25 protein-coding genes are annotated in these 26075 nt (G+C 67.5%); 12 read left to right on the forward strand and 13 right to left on the reverse strand.

Translation table 11 applies throughout. The annotated features are described in order from the left end of the window. Positions 1 to 3: 3 nt before the first annotated feature. From ABIE19_RS06695 to ABIE19_RS06710, 4 genes are all read left to right on the forward strand, one after another. On the forward strand, positions 4 to 1479 hold the full coding sequence (locus ABIE19_RS06695; RefSeq protein ID WP_354088345.1) for a leucyl aminopeptidase: 1476 nt from the start codon (positions 4 to 6) through the stop codon (positions 1477 to 1479). A 27-nt stretch (positions 1480 to 1506) separates the two neighbouring features. Beyond that, complete coding sequence (locus ABIE19_RS06700; protein WP_354088346.1) at positions 1507 to 1968, forward strand: DNA polymerase III subunit chi; 462 nt, start codon at positions 1507 to 1509, stop codon at positions 1966 to 1968. A gap of 116 nt (positions 1969 to 2084) precedes the next feature. After that, positions 2085 to 2294, forward strand: a complete 210-nt coding sequence (locus tag ABIE19_RS06705; RefSeq protein WP_354088347.1) for a hypothetical protein — start codon at positions 2085 to 2087, stop codon at positions 2292 to 2294. Positions 2295 to 2314: 20 nt separating this feature from the next. After that, the gene (locus ABIE19_RS06710; protein WP_354088348.1) at positions 2315 to 2611 is read left to right on the forward strand and encodes a hemolysin; all 297 of its coding nucleotides are present in this window, start codon (positions 2315 to 2317) and stop codon (positions 2609 to 2611) included. Positions 2612 to 2620: 9 nt separating this feature from the next. Here the strand turns inward: ABIE19_RS06710 and ABIE19_RS06715 are convergent, their stop codons facing one another. After that, positions 2621 to 2872, reverse strand: coding sequence for a DUF2164 domain-containing protein (locus tag ABIE19_RS06715; protein WP_354088349.1), 252 nt, complete (start codon positions 2870 to 2872; stop codon positions 2621 to 2623). Next, on the reverse strand, positions 2869 to 4773 hold the full coding sequence (locus tag ABIE19_RS06720; RefSeq protein WP_354088350.1) for an ABC-F family ATP-binding cassette domain-containing protein: 1905 nt from the start codon (positions 4771 to 4773) through the stop codon (positions 2869 to 2871). Before ABIE19_RS06720 ends, ABIE19_RS06715 begins: the two co-directional genes overlap by 4 nt. 100 nt (positions 4774 to 4873) lie before the next feature. Between ABIE19_RS06720 and ndk the strand changes: the two genes are divergently transcribed. Then, positions 4874 to 5293: a nucleoside-diphosphate kinase gene (ndk, locus tag ABIE19_RS06725; RefSeq protein ID WP_207826732.1), complete on the forward strand. Its 420-nt coding sequence runs from the start codon at positions 4874 to 4876 to the stop codon at positions 5291 to 5293. Positions 5294 to 5482: 189 nt separating this feature from the next. Continuing rightward, positions 5483 to 5692: a YMGG-like glycine zipper-containing protein gene (locus tag ABIE19_RS06730; RefSeq protein ID WP_354088351.1), complete on the forward strand. Its 210-nt coding sequence runs from the start codon at positions 5483 to 5485 to the stop codon at positions 5690 to 5692. Between the two features lie 76 nt (positions 5693 to 5768). Here the strand turns inward: ABIE19_RS06730 and ABIE19_RS06735 are convergent, their stop codons facing one another. Together ABIE19_RS06735 and purN are read right to left on the reverse strand one after the other, a co-directional pair. Then, positions 5769 to 7805, reverse strand: a complete 2037-nt coding sequence (locus ABIE19_RS06735; protein ID WP_354088352.1) for a M13 family metallopeptidase — start codon at positions 7803 to 7805, stop codon at positions 5769 to 5771. Positions 7806 to 7911: 106 nt separating this feature from the next. Beyond that, positions 7912 to 8514 carry a phosphoribosylglycinamide formyltransferase gene (gene purN / locus ABIE19_RS06740; protein WP_354088353.1) on the reverse strand — a complete coding sequence of 201 codons (603 nt, stop codon included), beginning with the start codon at positions 8512 to 8514 and terminating at the stop codon, positions 7912 to 7914. 196 nt (positions 8515 to 8710) lie between these two features. Between purN and ABIE19_RS06745 the strand changes: the two genes are divergently transcribed. Beyond that, positions 8711 to 10294 carry a S10 family peptidase gene (locus ABIE19_RS06745; protein ID WP_354088354.1) on the forward strand — a complete coding sequence of 528 codons (1584 nt, stop codon included), beginning with the start codon at positions 8711 to 8713 and terminating at the stop codon, positions 10292 to 10294. 75 nt (positions 10295 to 10369) lie between these two features. Here ABIE19_RS06745 and purM read toward each other — a convergent pair whose 3' ends face one another. Further along, a complete protein-coding gene (gene purM, locus ABIE19_RS06750) occupies positions 10370 to 11407 on the reverse strand; it encodes a phosphoribosylformylglycinamidine cyclo-ligase (RefSeq protein WP_354088355.1) in 1038 nt (345 codons plus the stop codon). Between the two features lie 81 nt (positions 11408 to 11488). On the opposite strand from purM, the gene rnd reads away from it, so the two are divergent. Continuing rightward, positions 11489 to 12640 carry a ribonuclease D gene (gene rnd / locus ABIE19_RS06755; protein WP_354088599.1) on the forward strand — a complete coding sequence of 384 codons (1152 nt, stop codon included), beginning with the start codon at positions 11489 to 11491 and terminating at the stop codon, positions 12638 to 12640. A 6-nt stretch (positions 12641 to 12646) separates the two neighbouring features. Here the strand turns inward: rnd and ABIE19_RS06760 are convergent, their stop codons facing one another. From ABIE19_RS06760 to ABIE19_RS06770, 3 genes are read right to left on the reverse strand one after another with little or no spacing between them, the layout of a single operon-like run. After that, on the reverse strand, positions 12647 to 13015 hold the full coding sequence (locus ABIE19_RS06760; RefSeq protein WP_354088356.1) for a VOC family protein: 369 nt from the start codon (positions 13013 to 13015) through the stop codon (positions 12647 to 12649). A 12-nt stretch (positions 13016 to 13027) separates the two neighbouring features. After that, on the reverse strand, positions 13028 to 14530 hold the full coding sequence (locus ABIE19_RS06765; protein WP_354088357.1) for a Ppx/GppA phosphatase family protein: 1503 nt from the start codon (positions 14528 to 14530) through the stop codon (positions 13028 to 13030). Beyond that, positions 14530 to 16761 (reverse strand): RNA degradosome polyphosphate kinase, encoded by a 2232-nt coding sequence (locus ABIE19_RS06770; protein ID WP_354088358.1) that lies wholly within the window; start codon positions 16759 to 16761, stop codon positions 14530 to 14532. Before ABIE19_RS06770 ends, ABIE19_RS06765 begins: the two co-directional genes overlap by 1 nt. Positions 16762 to 16864: 103 nt before the next feature. Between ABIE19_RS06770 and ABIE19_RS06775 the strand changes: the two genes are divergently transcribed. Continuing rightward, positions 16865 to 17185 carry a hypothetical protein gene (locus tag ABIE19_RS06775; protein ID WP_354088359.1) on the forward strand — a complete coding sequence of 107 codons (321 nt, stop codon included), beginning with the start codon at positions 16865 to 16867 and terminating at the stop codon, positions 17183 to 17185. Here ABIE19_RS06775 and ABIE19_RS06780 read toward each other — a convergent pair. Further along, positions 17152 to 17823 carry a P-loop NTPase family protein gene (locus ABIE19_RS06780; RefSeq protein ID WP_354088360.1) on the reverse strand — a complete coding sequence of 224 codons (672 nt, stop codon included), beginning with the start codon at positions 17821 to 17823 and terminating at the stop codon, positions 17152 to 17154. The genes ABIE19_RS06775 and ABIE19_RS06780 overlap by 34 nt on opposite strands. A 178-nt stretch (positions 17824 to 18001) precedes the next feature. Here ABIE19_RS06780 and aspS point away from each other — a divergent pair, with 178 nt between their 5' ends. Next, positions 18002 to 19831, forward strand: a complete 1830-nt coding sequence (gene aspS, locus ABIE19_RS06785) for an aspartate--tRNA ligase (RefSeq protein WP_354088361.1) — start codon at positions 18002 to 18004, stop codon at positions 19829 to 19831. A gap of 68 nt (positions 19832 to 19899) precedes the next feature. Here the strand turns inward: aspS and ABIE19_RS06790 are convergent, their stop codons facing one another. From ABIE19_RS06790 to ABIE19_RS06800, 3 genes are all read right to left on the reverse strand, one after another. Beyond that, complete coding sequence (locus ABIE19_RS06790) at positions 19900 to 20820, reverse strand: pentapeptide repeat-containing protein (RefSeq protein WP_354088362.1); 921 nt, start codon at positions 20818 to 20820, stop codon at positions 19900 to 19902. Positions 20821 to 20885: 65 nt separating this feature from the next. Next, on the reverse strand, positions 20886 to 21389 hold the full coding sequence (locus ABIE19_RS06795; protein ID WP_354088363.1) for a pentapeptide repeat-containing protein: 504 nt from the start codon (positions 21387 to 21389) through the stop codon (positions 20886 to 20888). A 55-nt stretch (positions 21390 to 21444) separates the two neighbouring features. Continuing rightward, positions 21445 to 24111: a TSCPD domain-containing protein gene (locus ABIE19_RS06800; protein ID WP_354088364.1), complete on the reverse strand. Its 2667-nt coding sequence runs from the start codon at positions 24109 to 24111 to the stop codon at positions 21445 to 21447. Between the two features lie 207 nt (positions 24112 to 24318). Between ABIE19_RS06800 and ABIE19_RS06805 the strand changes: the two genes are divergently transcribed. Both ABIE19_RS06805 and ABIE19_RS06810 read left to right on the forward strand, forming a co-directional pair. Then, on the forward strand, positions 24319 to 24711 hold the full coding sequence (locus tag ABIE19_RS06805) for an NADH:ubiquinone oxidoreductase subunit NDUFA12 (protein WP_354088365.1): 393 nt from the start codon (positions 24319 to 24321) through the stop codon (positions 24709 to 24711). Further along, positions 24708 to 25409: a DUF2155 domain-containing protein gene (locus ABIE19_RS06810; protein WP_354088366.1), complete on the forward strand. Its 702-nt coding sequence runs from the start codon at positions 24708 to 24710 to the stop codon at positions 25407 to 25409. The genes ABIE19_RS06805 and ABIE19_RS06810 overlap by 4 nt, the downstream gene beginning before the upstream one ends. On the opposite strand, the gene aat is transcribed toward ABIE19_RS06810, so the two are convergent. Next, a complete protein-coding gene (gene aat, locus ABIE19_RS06815; RefSeq protein ID WP_354088367.1) occupies positions 25376 to 26071 on the reverse strand; it encodes a leucyl/phenylalanyl-tRNA--protein transferase in 696 nt (231 codons plus the stop codon). The genes ABIE19_RS06810 and aat overlap by 34 nt on opposite strands. Positions 26072 to 26075: the final 4 nt, after the last annotated feature.

Here is a 26075-nt window from a genome sequence, read left to right on the forward strand (position 1 = left end):
TTCATGAAAATCGAGTTCGTCGCTTCGGCAGGCGCTGCTGAAATTCTTGCCGTCCTTGCACACGAGGGCCGCGTCCTGGCCGGGACGGGCGGCGCGCTGGACGGGGCGGCTTCGGGCGCTCTGACCAAGGCCATGGCGAACAGCCGATTCACCGGCGCCGCCGGCAGCACCCTGAACGTCGCCGCTCCGGCCGGGATCGAGGCGAACGCCGTCCTGCTGGTCGGCGCAGGCGCGGCGGACAAGCTGGACGATCTGGCGATCGAAACGGCGGCGGGCGCCGCCTATCAGGCGGCCAAGCTGTCGGGCGCCGAGGTCCTGACCATCGACGCCGCCCATCTGTCGCCGGAACTGGCGGCGCGCGCCGGTTTCGCCGTGCGCCTGGCCGCCTATCGTTTCGCCAAATATCTGACCAAGCAGAAGGCCGACAAGATTCCGTCGGTGACGACGGTCCGCGTCGTCACCTCCGACGTCGCCGCCGCCCAGGCCGCCTTCGGCCCGCTGTCGGCCGTAGCCGACGCCGTCCTGTTCTCGCGCGATCTGGTCGCCGAGCCGGCGAACGTCCTCTATCCGGCCGAGTTCGCGCGCCGCGTGAAGGAACTGGAAGCCCTGGGCGCCAAGGTCGAGATCCTGGGCGAGGCCGAGATGGAGAAGCTGGGGATGAACACCCTGCTGGCCGTCGGCATGGGTTCGGAACGTGAAAGCCAGCTGGCCGTCATCCAGTGGAACGGCGGCAAGGCGGGCGAGGCTCCCATCGCCTTCGTCGGCAAGGGCGTCTGCTTCGACACCGGCGGCATCAGCCTGAAGCCGGCCGACGGCATGGAAGAGATGAAGTGGGACATGGGCGGCGCCGCCGCCGTGGCCGGTCTGATGCACGCTCTGGCGGGCCGCAAGGCCAAGGTCAACGCCGTCGGCGTACTGGGCCTGGTCGAGAACATGCCCGATGGCCGCGCCCAGCGCCCGGGCGACGTGGTCGTCTCCATGTCGGGCCAGACGGTCGAGGTGCTGAACACCGACGCCGAAGGCCGCCTCGTGCTGGCTGACGCCCTCTGGTACACGCAGGAACGCTTCAAGCCCAAGTTCATGATCGACCTGGCCACTCTGACCGGCGCCATGATCATCTCCTTGGGCCTGGAATACGCAGGCGTCTTCTCGAACAGCGACGAGGTCGCCGACAATATCGCCGCCGCCGGTCCCAAGGTGGGCGAGAAGACCTGGCGCATGCCGATCCCGGCCGAGTACGAGCGTCACATCGACAGCCCGATCGCCGATGTGAAGAACATGGGCAACGGCCGCGCCGGCGGTTCGATCACCGCCGCCCTGTTCCTGCAGCGCTTCACCAACGGCGTGCCGTGGGCCCACATCGACATCGCTCCGACCGCCTGGGTCAAGGATTCCAAGAACCCGACCGTGCCGGACGGCGCTGTGGGCTGGGGCGTGCGCCTGCTGGACCGCATGGTCGCCGACGCCTACGAAGGCTGAAACACGCCTTCGAAAGGGTAGAGCCGGGTGTCTGACGCCAAGCCGGAAATCTGGTTCTACCACCTGGAGCGGTCGACGCTGGATCAGGTGCTGCCGGGCCTGCTGGAGAAGACTCTCCAGCGGGGCTGGCGCGCCCTGGTGCGCGGCGCGGCGGCGCACCGTCTCGACGACATCGACGCGCGTCTGTGGACCTATCGCGACGAGAGCTTCCTGCCGCATGGCCGGGCGTCGGACGCCCACACGGGGCGTCAGCCCATACTTCTGAGCGAATCGGGCGACAACCTTAACGGCGCTCAGGCTCTGTTCATCATCGATGAGTCAGACCTCGGAACCGTGGAGGCGTACGAACGGTGCTTCATTATTTTCGACGGTCGGAACGAACAGGCGTTGCAGCACGCACGCGAGCGGTGGCGGACGCTGAAGGCGGCCGACGCCAACCTGGCCTATTGGCGGCAGACGGACGAAGGGCGCTGGGAAAAGGCGGCCTGATCCTGATCGGCGCGCTGGCTGCGGCCGGCTGTTCTTCCTCACCGCCCAGACCCGCCCACGCCACGGCGCCCGCCGTGGTGGAGCAGGCGCGTCAGAACCAACCCGTGGGGACCCGCATGCCCCAGACGGACGCCGACATGTGCAAGGCCGGCGAACTTCAGTGGCTGGTCGGGAAACGGAGATCGGAGATTCCCGTTCCGGTAGACGTAGTGAACCGTCGCGTCGCCTGCACCACCTGTCCCGTCACTGAAGATTATTCGCCTTACCGGTTGAATATCTTCTATAATCAACAAACCGGCCTGATCGAGCGCGTGAGCTGCGGCTAGGTCGGAAGGAGATACAAACGATGAAAATCACCCTGATGCTGGCCGTCTTCGGCGCCGCCCTGGCCCTGTCGGCCTGTGCTCCCACCCAGGAAGCAGCACCCGCGCCCGGCGGCGAGGCGACGCCCGTGGCGTGCAAGGCCAGCGACTATCAGGAATATGTCGGCCGCAACCGCTCGACCATTCCGACCGCTCCGGCAGGCCGCATCTTCCGCGTCCTGTGCAGCAGCTGCGGCGCGACCATGGACTATCGCGATAACCGCGTGAACTTCACCTATGACGACAGCACCAATCTGGTGACGCGCGTCAGCTGCGGCTGATCCGGCGCCTTAGCGTTCCAGACCGTAGAGGGCGTCGGCGACGTCCTCTACCTTCTGGCGGACCACGGTTTCGGCGTCCCGTAGACCCCGATTGTAGAACAGCCGCCCGATGTCGCGCTCGATGAACTCGACCAGCATTTCGGCCGGCAACTGCCCGACCTCCATGTCCATTTCATCGCGCAGATAGGCGCGCAGCCGATTGGCCGCGTCCTGCAGCTCTTCGCGCGTCAGGGCGGAGGCGGGTTGAGCCTTCCGGGTCATGCGACCTCCGCCAGGGCTTCCTCGGCCGCCAGCCAGTCGGCCTCGGCCTGATCCAGGTCGGCCTGGGTCTTGGCGCGGGCGCGGGTCAGACCTTCCAGTTTTTTCGGATCGCTGACGGCGGCGTTGGCCAGGTCGTCGTCAAGGCGAGCCAGATCGGCGGTCAGCTGGGCCATTTTCTCCTCGGCCTTCTTCACCGCATGACGCAGGGTCGAAGGCGAGGGGCCTTTCTTGGCGCTCTTATCGCTCGTGGCGCGGGCGCTCGCTGCCTGAGGAGCGGAGGCGGATGAGGCGGCGGCTTCCTCGTGCTTGACCTGGCTGGGCTTCATTCCGGCCTGCTTGGCGCGGTCGAGGACGAATTTGGCGTAGTCGTCCATGTCGCCGTCATAGGGCTTCACCGTGCCGTCGGCGGCGAGCCACAGGCGGTCGGCCACCAGCTCCATCAGCGAGCGGTCGTGGGTGATCAGGATGACCGCCCCCGTATATTCGTTCAGCGCGTCCAGCAGGGCGCGGCGGCTGTCGATGTCCAGGTGGTTGGTCGGTTCGTCCAGGATCAGGATGTGCGGCGCATCCATGGCCACCAGGTTCAGCAGCAGGCGGGCCCGCTCGCCGCCCGACAGGGAGCCGACGGTGGTTTCCTGTTTCTGGAAGGGCAGGCCGAACTGGGCCAGCTTGGAGCGGCGGCTGCTTTCCGAGGCCTCGGGCATGGCGCGGCGGATGATTTCCAGCGGCGTGTCCGTCGGATCCATGGCCTCGATCTGATGCTGGTGGAACCAGCCCACGCGCATCTTGCCGTCACGATGGAACTCGCCCGTCTCGATGGTCAGGGCCTTGGCGATCAGCTTGGCGAAGGTCGACTTGCCGGCGCCGTTGACGCCCAGAAGGCCGATGCGGTCGTCCAGGTCCATCCGCAGGTTCAAGTTCCGCAGGATCGGCTTGCCCTGCTCATAGCCGACATAGGCCTTCTCCAGCCGGATCAGGGGCGGGGGCAGGGGACGTTCGGGCGAGGGCAGGACGAAGGGCGCGACGCGTTCCTCAGGCGGCAGTTCGATGCGCTGCATCTTCTCCAGCCGCTTGACGCGCGACTGGGCCTGGGCGGCCTTGGAGGCCTTGGCCTTGAAGCGATCGACGAACTTCTGAAGGTGGGCGCGCTCGGCGTCCTGCTTGACCTTGTTGGCCTCCATCAGCCGCAGCTTTTCGGCGCGGGTCTTTTCGAAGGTGTCGTAGTTGCCGGTGTAGAGGTCCAGCTTGCGGTTCGACAGGTGCAGGATGTGAGTGCAGACTCCGTTCAGCAGCTCCCGGTCGTGGCTGATGATCAGGGCGGTGTAGGGGTATTTCTTGAGCCGCTGCTCCAGCCACAGGGCGCCTTCCAGATCCAGGTAGTTGGTCGGTTCGTCCAGCAGCAGCATGTCCGGCTCGGCGAACAGGGCGGCGGCCAGGGCCACCCGCATGCGCCATCCGCCCGAGAACTCGGCCATCGGGCGGTGCAGGTCTTCCTGACTGAAGCCCAGGCCGACCAGGATTTCAGAGGCGCGGGCCGGGGCGCTGTCGGCGTCGATCTCGATCAGGCGGCCCCAGATCTCGCCCATCTCTTCCGGCTCGGCGGTTTCCAGCCGGGTCAGCAGGGTGTGGCGCTCGACGTCGGCTTCCAGAATGGTGTCCAGGACGCTGACGGGGGTGGCGGGGTGTTCCTGATCCACCGAACCCACGCGGGCGTTCTTGGGCAGGGAGACCTCGTCGCCGTTGGCGGCCAGTTCGCCCAGAATCAGCTTGAACAGGGTCGACTTGCCGATGCCGTTGCGACCGACCAGACCGACCTTGGCCCCCGGCGGCAGGCTGGCGGAGGCGTCGTCGAGGAACTCGCGGCCCCAGGCGTTGTAGGTCAGGTTGGAAATCTGAAGCATGAGAAAGCGTCTACGGCCTTTTGCATGGGCGTATTGGAAAGCGGACGGGCGCTCGCTATAAGCCCGCGACCCTCAAACTCCCAAACAAGAAGTCACTCCCATGACCGAACGCACCTTCTCGATCATCAAGCCCGACGCCACCCGCCGCAACCTGACGGGCGCCATCAACGCCGTGATCGAAGGCGCCGGCCTGCGCATCGTCGGCCAACGCCGCGTCAAGCTGACGGAAGCCCAAGCCAAGAAGTTCTACGAAGTGCACGCCGAGCGTCCCTTCTACGGCGAACTGGTGTCGCAGATGATCGCCGAGCCGGTCGTCGTCCAGGTTCTGGAAGCCGAAGGCGCCGTCGCCAAGTACCGCGAAGTCATGGGCGCCACCAACCCGAACGACGCCGCCGAAGGCACCATCCGCAAGCTGTTCGCCCTGTCGATCGGCGAGAACTCGGTCCACGGTTCGGACTCGCTGGAAAACGCCGGCATCGAAATCGCCCAGTTCTTCACCGACGCCGACATCGTCGGCTAAGGACTTTTTTTGTTGGGCTGCGGTCAAAAGGCTCCGCCTTTTCGACCCGTCGCAGCCTAGCGCTCAAGTCGCGAGCAACTGCGTTGCGAGCTTAGCGCAAGCATGACGACGGCCCGTTTCCGGAACCGGAGGCGGGCCGTTTTCGTTTTCAAGGTCCTGTTTCCGATCAGCCATCGAAGGAAGACCGCCATGAAGACGATCCTCAAACTGGCTCCTGTCGTCGGCGTCGTGGGCCTGTTGGCCGCCTGCGGCACGACCACGGAACAACGGGCCGCTACAGGCGCCATCGGCGGGGCTGTCGCCGGTCAGGCGATCGGCGGCAACACCGGCGCCACCGTGGCCGGAGCCGCCATCGGCGCGGTCGCGGGCGCGGCCACCACGCCGAAGAAGCCCCACTAGGACTTCATCGCCAGGCATAAAAAAGGGCGTCGGCCGCGAAGCCGACGCCCTTTCGCTTGTCCGTCGCCAGACGCCCTTACCAGATGCGCGCGCGGCTTTCCGGGGCGATGTACTGGGCCTGACCCGGCGTGACGCCGAAGGCCGCGTACCAGGCGTCGATGTTGCGCGGCGGGGTCGAGGCGCGTGCGGCGCCCGGCGAGTGCGGGTCCGTGGTCAGTTGCTCCTTCAGCGCCGCCTCACGCGACTTCTCGCGCCAGACCTGGGCCCAGCCGAGGAAGACGCGCTGGTCGCCCGTCAGGCCGTCGATGACCGGCGCAGGACGGCCGTTCAGGCTGCGGTGATAGGCGTCCAGCGCCATCAGCAGGCCGCCCAGGTCGGCGATGTTCTCGCCCATGGTCAGCTCGCCGTTGATGTGCATGCCGGGCACGGGCTCCTGAGCGTCGTAGATGGCGCCCAGGACCTTGGCGCGTTCCTCGAAGCGGGCGGCGTCTTCCGGCGTCCACCAGTCGCGCAGGACGCCGTTGGCGTCCGACTTGCGGCCCTGGTCGTCGAAGCCGTGGGTGATCTCGTGGCCGATCACGGCGCCGATGCCGCCGTAGTTGACCGCTGGATCGGCGTTCGGATCGAAGAAGGGCGGCTGCAGGATGGCGGCCGGGAAGACGATCTCGTTGCGCGGCGGGTTGTAGTAGGCGTTCACCGTCTGGGGCGTCATGCCCCATTCCAGCGGATCGACCGGCTGGCCGATCTTGCCGCGCTTCCAGGCCCAGTCGAAGGCCGAGGCGCGTTCGACGTTGCCGTAGAGGTCGTCGGCGCGCAGGTCCAGGCCGTCATAGCTGCGCCACTTGTCCGCATAGCCGATCTTCACGCCGAACTTGGACATCTTGAGCAGGGCCTGCTCGCGCGTGGCCTCGCTCATCCAGTCGAGGTTTTTCAGGCGCTCGGTCATGGCGGCGCTGAGGTTGGCGACCAGGGCCTCCATCTGGGTCTTGGACGAGGCGGGGAAGTGCAGGCGGACGTATTCCTGGCCCAGCACCTCGCCCAACTGGCCGTCGACCAGGGCGACGCCGCGGTTCCAGCGCGGACGGTTCTCGGGCTGGCCGCGCAGGGTCTTGCCGCGGAATTCGAAGCGCGAGTTCACGAAGGCGTCGGACAGGTAGGGGCCAGCCTGATCGACGATCTGGAAGGCCTCCCACGCCTTCAGCGTGTCCAGGGAGGTGTCGGCGAAGACCTGGGCGATGCCGGGGATGGCGGTGTTTTCCATCAGGACGATGGTCGGCACATTGGCGATCTGGGCGCCTTGCAGGAAGGCGGCCCAGTCAAAGCCGGGCGCCAGGCGGGCCAGGTCGGCGGTCGCGGCCGGGTTGTAGATCTTGTCGATCTGGCGGCGCTCGACCGTGGTCCAGTGCTTTTCCGCCACCTTGGTCTCGAAGGCCAGGATGTCGGCGGCGGCCTGGGCGGGATTGGACCAGCCTGCGGCGGTCAGGGCGCGGGTCACATAGGCGACATAGGCTTCACGCTGAGGCGCGAAGTCGGCTTTCAGGTAGTAGTCGCGATCAGGCAGGCCGAGACCGCCCTGGCCCAGGTAGGCCGAGTTGAGGTCGGGGTTCTGCAGGTCTTCGAACACGTCGACGCCGAATAGGGAGCCGCCGAAACCGGCGTGGCTTTCACCCATCAGGCGGGCCATGCCGCTGTGGTTCGTCACGGCGCGAACGGCGGCCAGGTCGGCGGCCAGGGGCTGGGCGCCCAGCTGGTTGACGCGGGCCTCGTCCATGAAGCTGGCGTAGAGGGCGCCGACCTTTTGCGCATTGGCGTTGGTCGGGTTGGCGGCGCTGGCCTCGATGATGGCCTTCAACTGGCTCTGGGCGTTCTCGTACAGGACGTCGAACGGACCGAAACGGGCCTTGTCCGAAGGGATCTCGGTGTTCCGCAGATAGGTCCCGTTGGCGTAGGCGTTGAAGTCGTCGCCCGGCTTCACCGCCAGATCGCGACCGTTCAGGTCAAAGCCCCAGGGATGGATCTGCGGGGCCGAGGCGTTCTGAGCAGAGGCGGCTTGGGCGGAAAGCGTCAGGGCGAGCGCGAGGCCGGCGGCGCCCATCAGACGGGTCTTGATCATAGGGTCTTCCCATATGGATTCTGGCAGGCGGACGCGTCTGAAAGCCGGTCCGCCGGATCGCGGGGAAACTGCTCCCCCCTGCGACCGCCTGTCGCATTAAAAATCGTTAAGAATGTAATCTTCCGACAAAGTCGGACAGGGTGCGGGGGTACAGGATATGTTCCGCCGCCTTGACCCGTTCGGCCAGGACGTCAGGCGTGTCGCCCGGCAGGATCGGCACGCGGGCCTGGCCCAGGACGGGGCCTTCATCCACGCCTTCGGTGACGATGTGGACGGTGCATCCGGCCTCCGCGTCGCCGGCTTCCAGGGCGCGAGCGTGGGTGTTCAGGCCAGGATAGAGGGGCAGCAGGGACGGGTGGATGTTCAGCATCCGGCCCTCCCATTCGCGCACCAGCCAGGGAGTCAGCAGCCGCATGTAGCCGGCCAGGGCGATGACTTCGACCTCGTGTTCGACCAGCAGGGCGTCCAGGGCCCGCTCATGCGCCTCTCGATCCTTGCCGAAGGGGCGATGTTCGATGACAGCGGTCTCGACGCCTGCCGCGCGAGCCTTTTCCAGCCCGGCGGCCATGGCGATGTTGCTCACCACCAGGACGACTTCATAGGGCGAATCCGGCGACCGCCCCTCCGCGATCAGGCTGACCATATTGGTGCCCGAACCGGAGATCAGGACGGCGACGCGGGTCTTCCGGGCAGTCGGTGCGGCGGGCATGGAGGCTCTGGGACGGCGGATGAGCGAAGGCGGGAGCCATGCGGCGGTTGCGTCCGCTTGGCAAGCGGCGGCCTGCAACCGCGATAAGACCGTGAACGATTGTCGCTGGAATGTCGCGAACTCCGTTGCTTCTTCGGAGACCTTGGCGATAGCGTCCCTGCCGTCGGGGCATCCGGCTCCGGGGGGAGTAATATTCATGCGTCATCTGCTTTCCGCCGCCTGCGCCGCGGCCCTTCTGGCCGCGCCGGTCGTTTCTTCGGCTCAGGAAGCCTCGAGCGGCGGCTCGGGCCCGGTGCGGTCGGCTGCGGATCGGCTGCGTAACTCGACGGCGGAGCAGATCGAGAAGAATTGGGCCCGCGCCGTCGCTGACGAGCAGGAGGTCACGACCAGCCATTCGATCACCGCTCACGGTCGCGCCATGCGCTACAAGGCGACGGCCGGCACGCTGACGGTGCGCAATGACGCGGGCATGCCCACGGCCAGCCTCTTCTACGTGGCCTATACGCTGGACGGTCAGCCGGTCGGACAGCGGCCGGTCACCTATATGTTCAACGGCGGCCCTGGGTCGCCGACGATCTGGCTGCACATGGGCGCCTTCGGCCCGATGCGGGTCCAGACCGACCAGCCGGTGGTGGAGCGTCCGGCGCCCTTCAACCTGGCGCCCAACGACATGACCTTGTTGGACAAGACCGACCTGGTCTTCATCGACATGGTCGGCGCCGGCTATTCGCGTCCGCTGGGCGAGACCCCCGGCTCGACCTTCTGGGGCGTGGACCAGGACGCGGACACCTTCGCCCGCGCCATCATGCGCTACACGACCAAGTTCAATCGCTGGGCCAGCCCGAAATATGTTCTGGGCGAAAGCTACGGCACCCTGCGCGCCGGCGCCCTGGTGCATCAGTTGGAGGACCGGGGCATGTCGCTGAACGGCGTCGTCCTGCTGTCGTCCATCCTGAACTACGGCGTGCGCCAGCCGGGCTATCCGCAGAATTTCATCAGCCTGCTGCCGACCTATGCGGCGACGGCCTGGTATCACGGCAAGATCGCGAACAAGCCCAGCCTGGAGGCGCACGTCCAGCGCGCCCGCGAGTTCGCCATCGGTCCCTACGCGGCGGCCCTGTCGAAGGGGCACCTGATCTCGGACGCCGAGCGCACCCAGATCGCCCAGCATATGAGCGCACTGATCGGCATCTCGCCCGAGGTGATCGACCAGGCCAATCTTCGTCTGGAGCTCAGCCCCTTCCGCAAGGAGCTGTTGCGCGACCGGCGCCAGACCGTGGGTCGTCTGGACATGCGCTACACCGGTTATGACGCCGACGCCGTGGGCGGCTCGCCGGAGGAGGACCCGTCGAGCAGCGCCGTCACCGGGGCCTATTTCGGCATCTTCCGGGACTATGTGGCCAATACGCTGAACTATCGGACCGACATGGACTATCGCCAGTCGGCGCGGGGCCTGCCGGGCTTCGACTGGGACTGGCGTCACCGTCCGCCGGTCGGAGGGGCGCAGACCACGCCGAACACGGCGATCGACCTGGCCACGGCCATGCGGCGCAATCCGCATCTGAAGGTCCTGTCGCTGAACGGCTATTACGACGCCGCCACGCCCTTCTTCAGCACGGAATATGATCTGGCGCAGATGATGCTGGAGCCGCACCTGAGGGGCAACCTGACCTTCACCTACTATGAAGGCGGGCACATGATGTACACCAGCCGCCCGGCGCTGGAGCAGCTCTATACCGACATGGCGCGCTTCTACGACGGCTCGCAGAGCGGTCGCTGATCGGTTGACGCTTCAGGCATGAAAAAAGGCCCCGGTCGCGAGACCGGGGCCTTTGTCGTTTCAGGCGCTGAAAGCTCAGGCGGCTTCCAACTGGCCGCAGATGAAGGCGGTCTCGCCGGCGTTCAGCAGGGCGGCCAGGACCGGCTCGGCGTTCTCGGGCGAGACGATCAGGATGAAGCCGACGCCGCAGTTGAAGGTGCGGCGCAGTTCATGGTCGGAGACGCCGCCGACCTGACCCAGCCACTCGAAGACCGGAGGCAGGGCCCAGGCGTTCCAGTCGAACGCGGCCTGCAGGCCCTCGGCGATGCAGCGCGGCGGGTTTTCGATCAGGCCGCCGCCCGTGATGTGGGCCGCACCCTTGACCAGACCGGCCTTCATCAGGGGGAGGACCGGCTTCACATAGATGCGGGTCGGCTCCATCAGGGCCTGGGCCAGGGTGCAGTCCTTGGCGAAGGGAGCGTCGTCGCCCCAGGCCAGGCCGGATTTCTCGACCACCTTGCGGATCAGGGAATAGCCGTTGGAGTGCGGACCCGAGGAGGCCAGGCCGATGATGATGTCGCCGGCCTTCTGCTGGTCCAGATAGGGCAGGACCTGGCCGCGCTCGACCGCGCCGACCGAGAAGCCGGCCAGGTCGTAGTCGCCGCCGGAATACATGCCCGGCATTTCGGCCGTCTCGCCGCCGACCAGGGCGCTGCCCGACTGGCGGCAGCCCTCGGCGATGCCGGCGACGACGCGGCGCGCGGCGTCCACGTCCAGCTTGCCGGTCGCGTAGTAGTCCAGGAACATCAGGGGCTCGGCGCCCTGGGCCAGCAGGTCGTTGACGCACATGGCGACTAGGTCGATCCCCACGCCGTCGTGACGGCCGGTCTCGATGGCGATCTTCAGCTTGGTGCCGACGCCGTCCGTGGTGGTGACGATCAGCGGGTCCTCGAAGCCGGCGGCCTTGAGGTCGAACAGGGCGCCGAATCCGCCCAGCGAGGCCTCCGCGCCCGGGCGGCGAGTCGACTTGGCCAGGGGCTTGATCGCGTCGACCAGCATTTCCCCGGCGTCGATGTCCACGCCTGCGTCGGCGTAGGTCAGGCCGTTTTTCAGGGGCTCAGGGGTGTCGCTCATCGGTCACGGCTCGAAATCGGGGGCGAAAATATGTCGCAGCGCTCTTGCCACGACGGCGTCGCGCGGGGCTATAGCATCGGAATGACGCCAATCACCACAACTGACGCGCTGATCGAGTTCTGCGAACGCTTGGCCAAGGCCCCGTTCATCACGGTCGACACCGAATTCATGCGCGAGACGACCTACTGGCCCAAGCTGTGCCTGATCCAGGCGGCTTCCGCGACGGATGCGGCGATCATCGATCCGCTGGCGGAAGATATGGACCTCGAGCCCTTCCTCGACCTGCTGCGCGACGAATCGATCATCAAGGTCTTCCACGCCGCCCGTCAGGACGTCGAAATCTTCAACCGCCTGGGCGCCATGCCCAAGCCCATGTTCGACACCCAGGTCGCCGCCATGGCCGCCGGCTTCGGCGATCAGGTCAGCTATGAAGCCCTGGTCCGCCAGATGCTGCGTCAGGAACTGGACAAGGGCAGCCGCTTCACCGACTGGGCGCGCCGTCCGCTGTCGGATGCGCAACTGACCTATGCGCTCGGCGACGTCACCCACCTGGCCGCCCTCTATCCCAAGCTGCGCGACCGGCTGCAGAAGGAAGGCCGCCTGGACTGGGTCATGTCCGAAATGGGCGCCCTGACCGATCCGGCCCTCTATGACACCACGCCCGAGAATGCGTGGAAGCGTCTGAAGCCCAAGAAGTTCAGCGCCAAATACCTGGCCGCCTTCGTCGCCGTCGCCGTCTGGCGCGAGCGCGCGGCCCAGGAACGCGACCAGCCGCGCGGCCGTATCCTGAAGGACGAGGGCATCGACGAGATCGCGGTCCAGGCCCCGACTGACCCTGACGCCTTCAACCGCCTGCGCTCCGTACCCAAGGGTTTCGGCGGTTCGCGCCTGGGCCTGGAGCTGGCCGCTGAACTGAAGCGCGTTCTGGCCGACCCGGAAGCCCATGCGCCCAAGCTGGAGCGCCCGGCGCACAGCCAGCCGGCCCCGCCCTCGGTGGTCGAACTGCTGAAGGTGCTGCTGAAGGCCAAGAGCGACAACGCCGGCGTGGCGACCAAGCTGATCGCCAACGTCGCCGATCTGGAGAAGATCGCCATCGACGACAATGCGGACGTCGAGGCCATGAAGGGCTGGCGCCGACAGCTGTTCGGCGAGGACGCCCTGAAGCTCAAGAAGGGCGAGATCGCACTGGTGCTGAACGGTTCGCGCGTCGAAGTCGTCGAAATCGAAGGCTAGTCGGGATTAAGCCGGCGGCGACGCCGGCTCCCACAGCTCGATCGGATTGCCCTCGGGGTCATGGATGCGCGCGAAGCGTCCGATCTCCGGGGTCGCATCCCATTCCGCCTTGGTTACGACCTCGATCCCGGCCGCCTTCAGCGAGGCGATCAGGTCGTCCAGACCCTCGATCCGCAGGTTCAGCATCCAGCGACGGTCGGCGGCGAAATAGTCGCTGTCTTCCTTGAACGGGGCGAAGACGGTCGGTCCCGCCTGCTGATTCCAGACCCAGAGATTTTCCGGCGCGCCGACGCCGAGGTGGGTCAGGTACCAGTCGGCCAGGGCCTTGGCGTCCTTTGAGCGGAAGAATAAGCCGCCGATTCCGGTTACGGGCATGGGATCATTCCTCTAGATTTTCAGCGCCACTCCCATGGCTTCGGCCAGGGCCTTGGCGCGGCGCTTGGTTTGTTCGCCCAGCAGCATGTCGGCGTAGCCTTCGGCGGCCGTGATCCGCAGCGAACCCTTCTCCACTGTGGCGGCGGCGTTGGCCAGGAGCTGCGGCGAGCGGCCCGACAGGTCGCAGGCCAGGCGCATGGCCAGGCCCAGGGCGCGGGCGCGGCGTTGAGCGCGTTCCGGCAGCAGGCGCGCGACGGTGTCGGGCGCCGGCGTCCTGGCCTCGCCGCCGTATCGGGCGTTCATCGCCACGGCCATGAAGGCGCGCTCGGCATGGGTCTGGCCGGGAATGGGCGAGCGCAGGACCTGATCGAAGACCAGCTCGACACGGTGGTCGGGATGCAGTCGGGCGCCCAGGTCGGCCAGGCGGCAGACGGAGGCGGTCAGCATGGCGTCGCGCTCCTCGCCGAAGGCTTCGGGCATGGCCGAGACGACCGGCTGCAGCCAGCCGTCCAGGGCGCGGGGCAGGGCCGGATCCACGCCCTGACGGCCGCCCCAGGCGGAGCAGCCGGCCAGCAAGGGATCGACGGCCGCCATCTCGGGCGACAGGCCGGCGTAGAGCAGGCCCTCGCGCACGCCCCAGGCGGAGAAGGTCACGGACTTCAGGTTCAGGGCGTCGATCAGGCCGTCCAGCACCAGGGCGGCGTAGGGCAGGGTTTCAGCCCGGCGTTTGGACACGCCCGGCAGTTTTTCCAACGAGGCCTTGGACTGACGCGCGACCAGGCGAGACAGGTCGCGCACATCGGCGGCGTTCATCGCATACTCGTGGACGATCCGCAGCGGATGATGGGTCATGGCCATATGCATCTGGGCCAGGCTGCGCCAGGCGCCGCCGACCGCATGCAGTTCGTCGGCCGCGAAGGCCGTCGCGACCGGGGCCAGGCGCTTGGCGATCCGGCCGCGCAGCCGGTCGGCGTCGAACCCCTTGGCGTCGGCCAGGGCGAAGGGCCCCAGGGGCAGGGTCACGCCCTTGTCCAGATGCCGCTGCGAGCCGCCGTTGCTGAGCCGTGTCAGCTCCAGACTGGCGCCCCCCATGTCGGCGGCCACGCCGTGCGAGCGCGGGGCGCCGGCCAGGACGCCGAGGGCGGAATAGCGGGCTTCTTCCTCTCCGCTCAGGACGCGGACCTGAAGCCCGGTCTCGGCGGCGATGCGGGCGCAGAAGTCGGGGCCGTCCTCGGCCTCGCGCACGGCGGCGGTGGCGGCGACGATGGTCTGGTCCGGCTGGACGCCCTCGATCACGGCGGCGAAGCGGCGCAGGGCCGTCATGGCCGAGACCACGCCCGGGACCGACAGGCGTCGGGTGGCCGCCAGGTCGCGGCCCAGGCCGGCCAGGACCTTTTCATTGAACATGGTCCAGACCGCGCGACCCTCCAGCCGGTACAGCACCAGGCGCACGGAGTTGGAGCCGATGTCGATGACGGCGATCTGACGCGACGGATACTCGGCCTCGACGCCCATCAGCGGCGCTTCCGCGACTTGAGACCCGGGTAGGACAGGGCGCCCGGCAGGGTCTTCACCTTGCGGCCGCGTCCGGAGAGGCTGGGGTTGGTCATGAAGTATTTGTGCGCCGAGAAGGGTCGTTCAGGACCAGAGGGGACGACGCGGCGATAGGTTCCATCAGGTTCCAGCGTCCAGCTCTGGGCGTCGTCCTTCAGGTTGGCGACCATGATCTGATCCAGCACCTGATCATGCACCGTCGGGTTCAGGATGGGGGTCATCAACTCGACCCGGCGGTTCAGGTTGCGCGGCATCCAGTCGGCGGAGGAGATGAACAGCCTGGCCTTGTTGCTGGGCAGGTCGTGGCCGTTGGCGAAGGCGACGATGCGGCTGTGTTCCAGGAAGCGGCCGACGATCGACTTGACCCGGATATTCTCCGAAAGGCCCTGGACGCCGGGGCGCAGGCAGCAGATGCCGCGGATGACCAGTTCGATGCGCACGCCTTGCTGGCTGGCGCGGTAGAGGGCGTCGATGATTTCCGGGTCCACCAGGGCGTTCATCTTGGCCCAGATGGCGGCGGGCCTGCCCTTGGCGACGGCGGACATCTCCTTCTCGATCAGCTGGAGCAGGGTCGTCTTCATGTTCAGGGGCGAGACGACCAAGGCTTCGAGTTCGTCCGGGGCGGCGTAGCCGGTGATGTAGTTGAACACGCGCGTGGCGTCGCGTCCCAGGGCCGGATCGCAGGTGAAGAGGCTGAGGTCCGTATAGATCTTGGCCGTCGTCGGGTGATAGTTGCCGGTCCCGAAGTGGCAGTAGGTGCGCAGGGCCTCGCTCTCGCGGCGGACCACCACGCTGAGCTTGGCGTGGGTTTTCCATTCCACGAAGCCGAAGACAACATGGACGCCGGCCCGTTCCATCTGGCGCGCCCAGCGCAGGTTGGCCTCTTCGTCGAAGCGCGCCTTCAGTTCGATCAGGGCGGTGACGTTCTTGCCGTTTTCGGCCGCCTCGATCAGGGCGGCGACGATGGGGCTGTCCTTGGAGGTGCGGTACAGGGTCTGCTTGATGGCGATGACATTGGGGTCGCGCGCCGCCTGACGCAGGAACTGCACCACCACGTCGAAGCTCTCGAACGGGTGGTGGATCAGCATGTCCTTTTCACGCACGGCGGCGAAGATGTCGCCGCCGTTGTCGCGGACCCGCTCCGGATAGCGGGGCTCATAACCCTTGAACTTCAGATCGGGGTGGCCGCCGGGGATCAGTTCGGCCAGCTGCGCCAGCCCCAGCATGCCCTCGACCAGCACCACGTCCTGGGGCAGGGCGTGCAACTCGCCGATGATGAAGTCGCGCAGGTCGTCGGGCATGTCGGCCTGGATCTTGATCCGCACGACCGAGCCCATGCGGCGCTGCTTCAGCGCCTCTTCGAACTCCATGACCAGGTCCTCGGCCTCTTCCTCGATCTCGATGTCCGAGTCGCGGATCAGGCGGAACAAGCCCTTTTCCAGGATTTCGCAGCCTGGGAAGAGGTGGTCGATGAAGAGCAGCAGCAGGCTTTCCAGCGAGACATAGCGGGTGCGGCCGGGCGTCGAGCGGCCGTCGGTGGGCAGGGCCCAGAAACGGCGCACCTGGGTCGGCACCGGGACCAGGGCGTAGAGGACGCGATTGTCGCTGTTGCGCCGCAGCTTCAGCGCCAGGGAGAAGCCGAGGTTCGGCAGGAAGGGAAAGGGGTGGGCCGGGTCGATGGCCATGGGCGTCAACACGGCGAACAGCTGGTTCAGGAACTCCGGCTCCAGGCGTTCCCGCTCGGTGCGGGTGATCTTGGACCCGTCGACGACCTCGATCCCGGCGGCGGCCATTTCGCGGCGCAGAACGCGCCAGCGGCGCTGCTGTTCGGCCATCAGGCCCCCGGCGGCGGCGTTGACGCGCTCCAACTGCTCGGCCGGCGTCAGGCCGTCGGGCGAGACGACGCGAACGCGCTCGCGCACCTGACCCTTCAGGCCCGCAACCCGGGTCATGAAGAACTCGTCCAGGTTATTGGCCGAGATGGACAGGAACCGCACCCGCTCCAGCAGGGGGTGGCTTTCGTTCGCCGCCTCTTCCAGCACCCGACCGTTGAAGGCCAGCCACGACAGTTCGCGGTTGATGTAGCGTTCGGGCGAGGCCATCAGCGCCTCGGACAGCTCCAGCTGGGGGGCGCGGGACGAGGGGACTTCCTCGCCGGTGTTGTCGACGGCGATAGGCGCGATGTCAGTCATGCGGCTGTTGTCGCGCGGCCCTGTGACAGCTGCAACCGCGATGTGCGTCCCAACGGCCGATTGCCGCAGGGACCGGACGAAATCCCTGAGCTAACAGGGCCGCATGAAGATCGAGATTCGCCCTGGGGCCTGCCCATCCTGTCGTCGCCGCATCCCGGTCATGCGCGCCCTGTCCCAGCTGAAGCCCCGGCCCTTCGACTGCCGCGGGTGCGGCGAGCGCATTGTTCGGGCGTCAGGCATGGGTTGGTTGTGCGTCGGTCTGTTCGTCGTGCTGTGGACGGCCAAGACCTTTCTGGGGCTGTCGGGCGTTCCGTTCGCGGCGGCCATGGCCGTGGCGGTCCTGCTGATCCTGCTGGTTCCGATCTTCCTGACGCCGGTGGCGAAGGCGGATCAGGCCGGGGCGTCGTCGCCGTCCAGGACCTGACGGGCCAGGACGCGCGTCACCGGGCGGTGCTGGGCGTCCAGGCGGTCCACGATGCGGTCCGCCGCGTCCGCCGAACGGTCGATGCGTCGAACCAGATAGTCGATGACGTCTTCTGCGGGCGTGATGTTCCGGCTGGCGAAGGCGCGACGCAGCATGGCGGCGAAGACCAGATCGTCCGGCGCCTCGACGCCTACGGTGCGGATGGCGTTCAGGCGCGACCGCAGGTCAGGCAGGGCCGTCTCCCAGGCCGCGGGCGGATCACGCGACACCAGCAGCAGGGCGCCGCCGCCCGACTGGGTCAGGTTGATCAGGTGAAACAGGCTCTCGTCGTCCGCATCCTGGGCTCGGTCCAGCAGGACGGCGCGGCCTTCCAGTTCCAGCGGGTCGATCAGGGCGGCCTCCGCGCCGTGCAGGGCGACGGCGCCGGTGCGCTCCACCCAGGCTGCGGCCAGATGGCTCTTGCCGCAGCCGGGCGGGCCGAAGACGGCCAGAACCGCGCCAGGGGCTTCGGGCCAGGTCGCCAGGGCGGCGACGGCGGCTGCATTGGACGGCGAAACGGCAAGGTCGATCGCGCGCTGGGGCGCGTCCTGCGTCAACGGCAGGCGAAGTTGAGGATTGTCGGGCGCCGGGGCGTTCATGAGCCGGACCCTAGCCGCAGGGTTTCGATTTTGCCTCCCGTCCTGGGGCGGGATCACGGGGACAACCGTGCGAGGCCTGTGGATTCACCGCTCAGCCTTGACTTTCGGGGGCGATGATGGGCCTTTCCCCGCTCCTAATTCACGCTGTTCGCCAGCCGTTTTCAGACGAAATCCGATCATGCACGCCTATCGCTCCCATACCTGCGGCGCCCTCCGTTCGACGGATGCGGGCGCGAATGTTCGTCTGTCGGGCTGGGTTCACCGCAAGCGCGACCACGGCGGCCTGCTGTTCATCGACCTGCGCGACCACTACGGCCTGACCCAGCTGGTCCTGCACCCGGAAACCCCGGGCTTTGACGTTGTGGAGCGCCTGCGCGCCGAAAGCGTCATCCGGATCGACGGCGAAGTGGTTCTGCGCGAAGGCTCGACCATCAACGCCAACCTGCCCACCGGCGAGATCGAAGTCCGCGTCCAGTCGGTGGAAGTCCTGTCGGAAGCCGCCGAACTGCCGCTGCCGGTCTTCGGCGAGCCGGAATACCCGGAAGAGATTCGCCTGAAGAACCGCTTCCTGGACCTGCGTCGCGAGACCCTGCACAAGAACATCGTCCTGCGTTCGCGCGTGATCCAGTCGATCCGCAACCGCATGGTCGCCCAGGGCTTCCTTGAATATCAGACGCCGATCCTGACGGCCTCGTCGCCGGAAGGCGCGCGCGACTTCCTGGTGCCGTCGCGCATGCATCCGGGCAAGTTCTACGCCCTGCCGCAGGCCCCGCAGCAGTTCAAGCAACTGCTGATGGTCTCGGGCTTCGACCGCTATTTCCAGATCGCGCCCTGCTTCCGGGACGAAGACCTGCGCGCCGACCGCTCGCTGGAATTCTATCAGCTCGACGTCGAGATGAGCTTCGTCACCCAGGAAGACGTCTTCCAGGCGATCGAGCCGCTGATGCACGGCCTGTTCACCGAGTTCGGCGAGGGCAAGCCGGTGTCGCCGATCGACGGCGTGCAAACCTTCACCAACGACTTCGGTCAGACGATGGAGCACAAGGGCTTCGAGCGCCTGACGTTCGAGCAGTCGATGAAGTGGTACGGATCCGACAAGCCGGACCTGCGCAACCCGATCAAGATGCAGGACGTGTCCGAGCATTTCCGCGACGGCGGTTTCGGCCTGTTCGCCAAGATCCTGGGCGCCGACGAGAAGAACGCTGTCTGGGCCATTCCGGCCCCGACCGGCGGCTCGCGCGCCTTCTGCGACCGCATGAACTCCTGGGCGCAGGGCGAGGGCCAGCCGGGCCTTGGCTATATCTTCTGGTCGGACGATCAGCAGTCGTGGGGCGGCCCCATCGCCAAGAACCTGGGTCAGGAGCCGACCGAGGCCCTGATGACCGCCCTGGGTCTGGGCAAGGGCGACGCCGCCTTCTTCACCGCCGGTCTGCCGTCGGTCTTCGCCAAGTTCGCCGGCCTGGCCCGCACCCGCGTCGGCACGGAGCTGAAGCTGGTCGACGAAGAGCAGTTCAAGTTCTGCTGGATCGTCGACTTCCCGATGTTCGAATGGTCGGAAGAAGAGAAGAAGGTCGACTTCAGCCACAACCCCTTCTCGATGCCGCAGGGCGGTATGGAGGCCCTGGAGACCCAGGACCCGCTGACCATCCGCGCCTATCAGTACGACATCGTCTGCAACGGCTATGAGCTGTGCTCGGGCGCGATCCGGAACCACAAGGCCGAGATCATGCTGAAGGCCTTCGAGATCGCCGGCTACGACGCCTCGGTGGTCGAGGAGCAGTTCGGCGGCATGCTGAACGCCTTCCGCTACGGCGCCCCGCCGCACGGCGGTCTGGCCCCCGGCATCGACCGCATCGTCATGCTGTTGGCCAATCAGGTCGCCATCCGCGAAGTCATCGCCTTCCCGCTGAACCAGCAGGGCCAGGACCTGTTGATGAGCGCGCCGGCCGAGGCCGCCGACAAGCAACTGAAGGAACTGTCGATCCGCACGGCCCTGCCGCTCAAATAGGCGGCGAACCGACAGGTCTTGAATATGAAAAGGGGCGGTCCCGGCGGGCCGCCCCTTCTTCTTTGGTGTCAGTCGCCGGAGGCGATGACCAGATTGCGTTGCCGCGGCGGGATCGGGGGCGCAGGCGGTACGGGCGGCGCAGGCGGGGTGCGGATCACGCGAATACGGCTGCTGCTGCTTCCCGAGCAGCTATGGACGGTGAGTCCTCCTGGCAGACGGGTGGCCGAGTCGCCGCAGGCTTCCTCCACCTGATCCTGGTTCAGGCCGCGGGCGGAGGACAGATCGACACCGCGAATATCGGTGCGTCGCATGGAGGCGCCAGAGAAGTTGGCGCGGTTGAAGCTGCCGCCGGAGAGGCGCGCGCTGTCCAGCGAGGCGTTGTTGAACTTGGCGTTGTCGAACACGCCGTTGCTCAGGTTGGAGGCGTCGATCTCGGCGTTGGAGAAGTCGGCGCCGACAGCGCTGACATTGGCCAGGGTCGAGCCGAACATTTCGCTGTTGCTGAGATTGGCGCGGGTCAGGACGGCGCGATTGAAATTGGCGCCGTTCAACTCGGCCGAGGACAGGTTGGCGCTCTGGAAATTCGCACCGACCAGATTCGCGCCTGTGGCCTCGGCGCCCGTCATATTGGCGCTGGTGAAGACCGCGCTGGTGAAGTTGGCGCCGACCATTTCGACGCCGCGCATGTCGGCGCGGCTGAAGTCGGCGCCGGCGAAGTTCGAACCGATCAGCTCGGCGCCGCGCAGGGTGGCGCCGACAAGGGTGGCGTTGGTGAAGCTGGCGCCGGTGAAGGTGGCGCCCGACAGATCACGTCCTGACAACTCGCAACGGTTGCAACTGCCGCCCAGGGAAACCATGCGGGCGACGTCGCGATCCTGCATCTGGGTCGAGACCGTCACGCCTGCCAGGGCGGGCGCGGCGAGCATGATCCCGGGCAGGGCTGCGGCCAGCGGGGCCAGGCGACGGAGAAGGGCGAATGAGCGTTTCATCACCCTTACTCAATGCTCCCAATGCCCGAAAAACCCTACTTAAATCGCGGTAACGAAGGGGGCGCTCAGCAGGCCGGAATGCGCAGGCCCGAGGGCAGGGCCGTGGCGGCGTCGCCGCAGGCCTGGTTGAGTTGGCCCTGGGTCAGGCCGGTGGCGCGCGACAACTGGGCGCCCGACAGATTGGTTCCGCTCAGCTTGGCGCCGGCGAAGGCCGAACCGTCCAGATAGGCGCCGACGAAGCTGGCGTTGGTCAGGTCCGCCCCGGCGAAGTTGGAGCCGGAAAAGACGCCGCCGTAGGCTTCGACATCGCGCAGGTCGGCGCGGCTGAAGCGGGTGCGGTTCATGACGGTCAGGCTGAGGTCCGCCTGACGCAGGCGCGCGCCCGACAGGTTCAGGCCGCGCACCTCCATGCCGGAAAAGTCGCCCTGGAACAGGTTGCAGCCGGGGCAGGAGGCGCCGCCGCGCACGCGACCGATCTGGGACGCGTTCTGGGCCGCTGCGGGCAGGGCCGAGACGGCGATCAGGGCCGAGACGAGGGCGGGGGCGAGTGCCAATGCGAGACGGTTCATGCAGGATCTCCGGTCTTTGCCGGTTCAAAGCAAGAAGCGGGCCGATCCGTTCGTCTCAACCCTGCATCTGCGGTGCGGCCCCGCAGGTGTCGCAGGTCCAGCCGCCGCCCCGGTTCTGCAGGCTGAAGTCGCCGCAGGCGGGGCAGGCCACGGCCTCGGTCGCCGCAGGACCTGACGTCGGCGCGTCCGGTTTGCGACCGAAAGGCACGACCACGAGGTTGTCGGGCGCCGCGCCGCGCGCGAAGCCCTTGGAGATGAAGCGGGCCGCGGGCACCGGCTCGGCGTCGTCCGCCGCTCCGCCCAGGCCGTCCGGGTTCAGGCCCTCGGGCTCGGCGTTCGCCAGTTCGTGGCGGTCCAGATAGGAGACGCCCAGTTCGCGGAAGATGTAGTCGAGGATCGAACTGGCGGAGCGGATGGAATCATTGCCCGTGACGCGCCCGGCGGGCTCGAAGCGGGTGAAGACGAAGGCGTCGACGAACTCGTCCAGCGGCACGCCGTATTGCAGGCCGATGGAGATGGCGATGGCGAAGTTGTTCATCAGGCTGCGGAAGGCGGCGCCTTCCTTGTGCATGTCGATGAAGATCTCGCCCAGTTCGCCGTCTTCGTATTCGCCGGTGTGGATGTAGACCTTGTGCCCGCCGACAGCCGCCTTCTGGATATAGCCCTTTCGGCGGTCCGGCAGCTTGCGCCGCGTGCGGTCGCGTTCGATCACCTTCTCGATGACCCGTTCGACGGGCTTGGATTCGAGGCGGACGTCCGGTTCGGGCCGTCGTTGGAAGGGCGTTTCGGCTTCAGGCAGGTCCAGACGGAAATCAGCCGGCGGCGCGGCGCGTTTCAAGACGACAGCGCGTCGACCTTCACGTGCGGCCTGGCCCAGGATACGGGCCGCCTGCAGCGCGCCGGAGCGCCAGTCGATCATCTCCGGCGTCACGTCAGGCGCGTCGCTATAGGCCTCAAGTCCGCGACGCAGTTCGGCGTCAAGCGCGGCCGGCGCGTGCGACAACAGGCCGTGCAGAGCGGCCGGAGCGTCGTTCCAATCCGACAGGTCGGCGTGACCGAAGGCATAGGTCTGGGCGGCGGTGATCATGGCGTCGCTGAAGCCGAGGCGCGGCAGAAGCGCCGAGCCCTCTTCGACCGACAGGCCCAGGACATCGGTGACGAAGCCAGCGTCCAGTACAGGAGGGGCGAAGGCGGACGCCAGGTCGTTGACCTGGCTGAGCGCCGTCTCGACGCCCTCGAACTCCACATCCGTGAAACCCAGGTCGCGTAGGGCGGCATGATCGATATAGGGGGCGTCGACCAGGGTGCGGCGCCCGAACAGGCGGCGCTCGGCGGCTTCGACATCGCCGCCTGCGCGAGCCATGGCTCGCGTCAGGGATGGACGAAGGCGGCGCTCCATCTCGCCGTCATCCGTCTGGAACAGGTCGTGGTGAGCGAAGGGGGAGGCGCCCAGCCGCAGGTCCAACTCAGCGTCGCGCACGAAAAGGTTGATGGCGGCGTGGCGGCGACCATGGCGCGCCAGGGCCTCGGCGTCGGCCGGGGAGACGCGCTCCAGAACATCGTCGCGGACGGCGTCCCATTCAGAGCAGGGGCCGAGACGACCAGCGATTTCCATGGAGGCCGCGTTCGCCGCAGCGCCTAGACGAGATCCGACCCAGGCGGTCGAGGCGACGGGATCAGCGTCGCGAGCCACGGCCCAGTCCGTCAGGCCGACGAGGCCCAGGGCGATGGGACGGGCGGCCTTCCTGCGTCGAGCCGATGAGGCATCGGCTGAGAGGCCGCAGCCGATCTCGATCTCCAGCGCCAGGACCAGCAGGCGGGTCAGGTGGTCCAGGGCGTCTTCAAAGTCGGCCTTGGCCAGGGCCGCCAGGGCGGGCAGGCAGATGGCCGCGCGGGCTTCCAGGGCGGCGTCGGCCAGGACTTCGGCGTCGCGCGGCGAGAAGACCAGGGCCAGGTCTAGCTCCAGCCCGGTTTCGGCGGCCGTGAGCGCTTCCGGGCCGCCCGAGGCGACGGTGTCGCGACGCGCCAGGACTGGCAAGAGCGGGTGGCCGGGGCGAGCGGAAGGCGACGCTTCCGAGTTTTCGCCCTCGGCGGCGCGCAGGATGTCGGCGTCGGTCGCGCCGCAGCGGCGAGCGGCCAGGGCGGCGCGCGCCAGGGCGGGATTGGCGGCCGGATCGGCGCAGGCCTCGCGCGGTCCTTCGCAGCGATCCACGGCGTCGGCGACGCCTTTCAGCGAGTCGGCAAGGGCTTGGACAGCGCGCTCGGCGAGGCGCTCGCTGCGTCTCGCCACGGCCAGATCGGCCAGATGTTGCGCCGCGCCCGGTTCGCCCAGGTCCAGAGCCGACGCGGCGCGCACGCCGTCGGCTTGAACCTGGCCGGGCGCCGCCAGGCCCAGGATCACGGCGGCCGTCAATTCGTCGGCGAATGTCTGGGCGTCCGCAGGCCGAGAGAACAGGCCCTGGGCATGGCCCCAGGCGGCGAGACGGTGCGCCCATCTGGCGATCGAAGCGGCGGGTCCTGCGGATTCGGGGTCCGAAGCGGCGACGGCGTCGTGAGGAAGGTCCGACGGCAGGTCGTCGGCCCAGTCCAGCCAGGCCTCGACGCGGACGTCGGTCCAATCGGCGGGCGCGCTCACCGTCGCGACCGTGTCGGGCCGTTCGATCCGTCTGGGCTCCATCGCCACGGCCTCGGCGAGGGGGGCGAAACGGGGCTTGATGCGCATCAGAGGTCTCCGCGCGTGTCCTGGCGACGACAGTAACGGTGTATGTTGGAGGGGTTCAATAAATCTTGGGGGCCTGATCAGGGTTACCCCCAAGATGTTGATTGCATCCTGTGACGCTCCGTGCTGGACGCGGGCGGCTGCGGTTTCTATGATCGTCCCGCGTCGCCGGACCTCCCCGCGCGACGGGATTCGAGTAGGTTCGACGACGTGCTGAGCAAGATCTTCACCTGGTGGAACGGCGCCACGATCGGCACCCTGTTCACCGTCGGCAAACGCGGCCAACTGGTCGGCACGGACGAGTTCGGCAACCGCTATTACCAGTCGCGCGACACGGTCAGCTATGACGGCCGCAAGCGCCGTTGGGTCATCTATGACGGCTATGCCGAGGCGTCGAAGGTTCCGCCGGAATGGCAGGGCTGGCTGCGTTACACCTATGACGAGACCCCGGTCGAGAAGCCGTTGCCGCGTCGCGCCTGGGAAAAGGATCACCTGCCGAACCTGACAGGCACGCCCATGGCGTGGCGCCCGCAGGGCTCGCTGGCCAACGAGGGCAAGCGCCCGGCCGCGACCGGCGACTATCAGGCCTGGAGCCCGGAATGAACCGTAACCGCCTCCTGCTTGTCGGCGTGGCCGTGGCGGGACTGGCGGTCGCCGGCGTCGGCGTGACCGGCGCCCTGATGGACTTGCCGCAGGACGCCGTTCCGGTTCAGGACCCGGTGGGCGAGAAGCTGCGCGACACGACGCGCTCGCCCTTGCAGGCGCCCAATCCTCAGCCGACGCAACCGTCGTCTCCGTCTGGGCAGACGCCGCCGGCTCCGGCTCAACCCGCTGCGCCGAATGCAGCACCCGGCACGCCGGTCGTCGTGACGACTCCCGAGGCGGAGATCGCGGCCGTACAGGAAGACGTTCCGCCGGAAGCCGAGGCCGAGGAAGCCCCCAAGGGGCCGACCGAACCCGCGCCGGTCCCCGGCCGTCGTCAACGCCGCCCGATCGCTGTCATCCAGGCCATCGACAAGGTCACGGCCGAATCCATGCGGTTCGAGGTCGAGGTCGGCGGTCGTCCAGTCCGCTTCAACAAGACCCTGATCTTCAGCGCTCGAGCCTGCGAGGTCTCGGCTTCGGACGAACAGACCGAGGACGCCATCGCCTATCTGGAAGTCGGGGTTCAGCCGCGCGGCGTCGCCGTGCCGACCGAGGCGCGCCAGATCTTCAAGGGCTGGATGTTCGCCTCATCGCCGGGCGTCAGCGGGCTGCAACACCCGATCTACGACGCCTGGGTGGTCGGCTGTAAGGCGTAGTCCACGGCTTCTGCGCCCGTCATGGGCGCGGTCAGGACGCCTGTGTCGGGCGTCAGGCGCAAGGCGGGCTTCAGCATCCTGAGATAGGCCGCCTGGGGGGTTTCCACGGCGCCGAACTGGCTGAGATGTTCGGTCAGGAACTGGGCGTCCAGCAGGCTCCAACCGCCCTTTCTCAAGCGCGCCGCCAGATGAACCAGGGCGACCTTGGACGCATCGCGGGCCCGGTTGAACATGCTCTCGCCGAAGAAGGCGCCGCCCAGGGTTACGCCGTACAGGCCGCCGACCAGAACCTCGTCCCGCCAGCATTCCAGGCTGTGGGCGTGGCCGCGCGCGTGGAGTTCGATATAGAGACGGCGGATCGGGTCGTTGATCCAGGTGTCTTCGCGCCCTGGAGCCGAGGCGGCGCAGGCGTCGAGGACCGCAGCAAAGGCGGTGTCGACCCGAACCTGGAAAGGTTCGCCGCGCACGGTACGACGTAGGCGCGACGGAATGTGGAAGCGTTCCAGCGGAACGACGCCGCGCTGATCCGGCTCGATCAGATAGACGCGCGGATCATCGCGCGCGTCCGCCATGGGAAAGACGCCCCGGGCGTAGCAGGCCAGCAGCTCTTCCGGTCCGAAGACGCCGAAAGGGCCGCTGGCGCTGAACTCGGGTTCGTCCAAGAGG

The organism is Brevundimonas faecalis, assembly GCF_040549405.1.
In the GTDB taxonomy this organism is placed as follows: domain Bacteria; phylum Pseudomonadota; class Alphaproteobacteria; order Caulobacterales; family Caulobacteraceae; genus Brevundimonas; species Brevundimonas faecalis.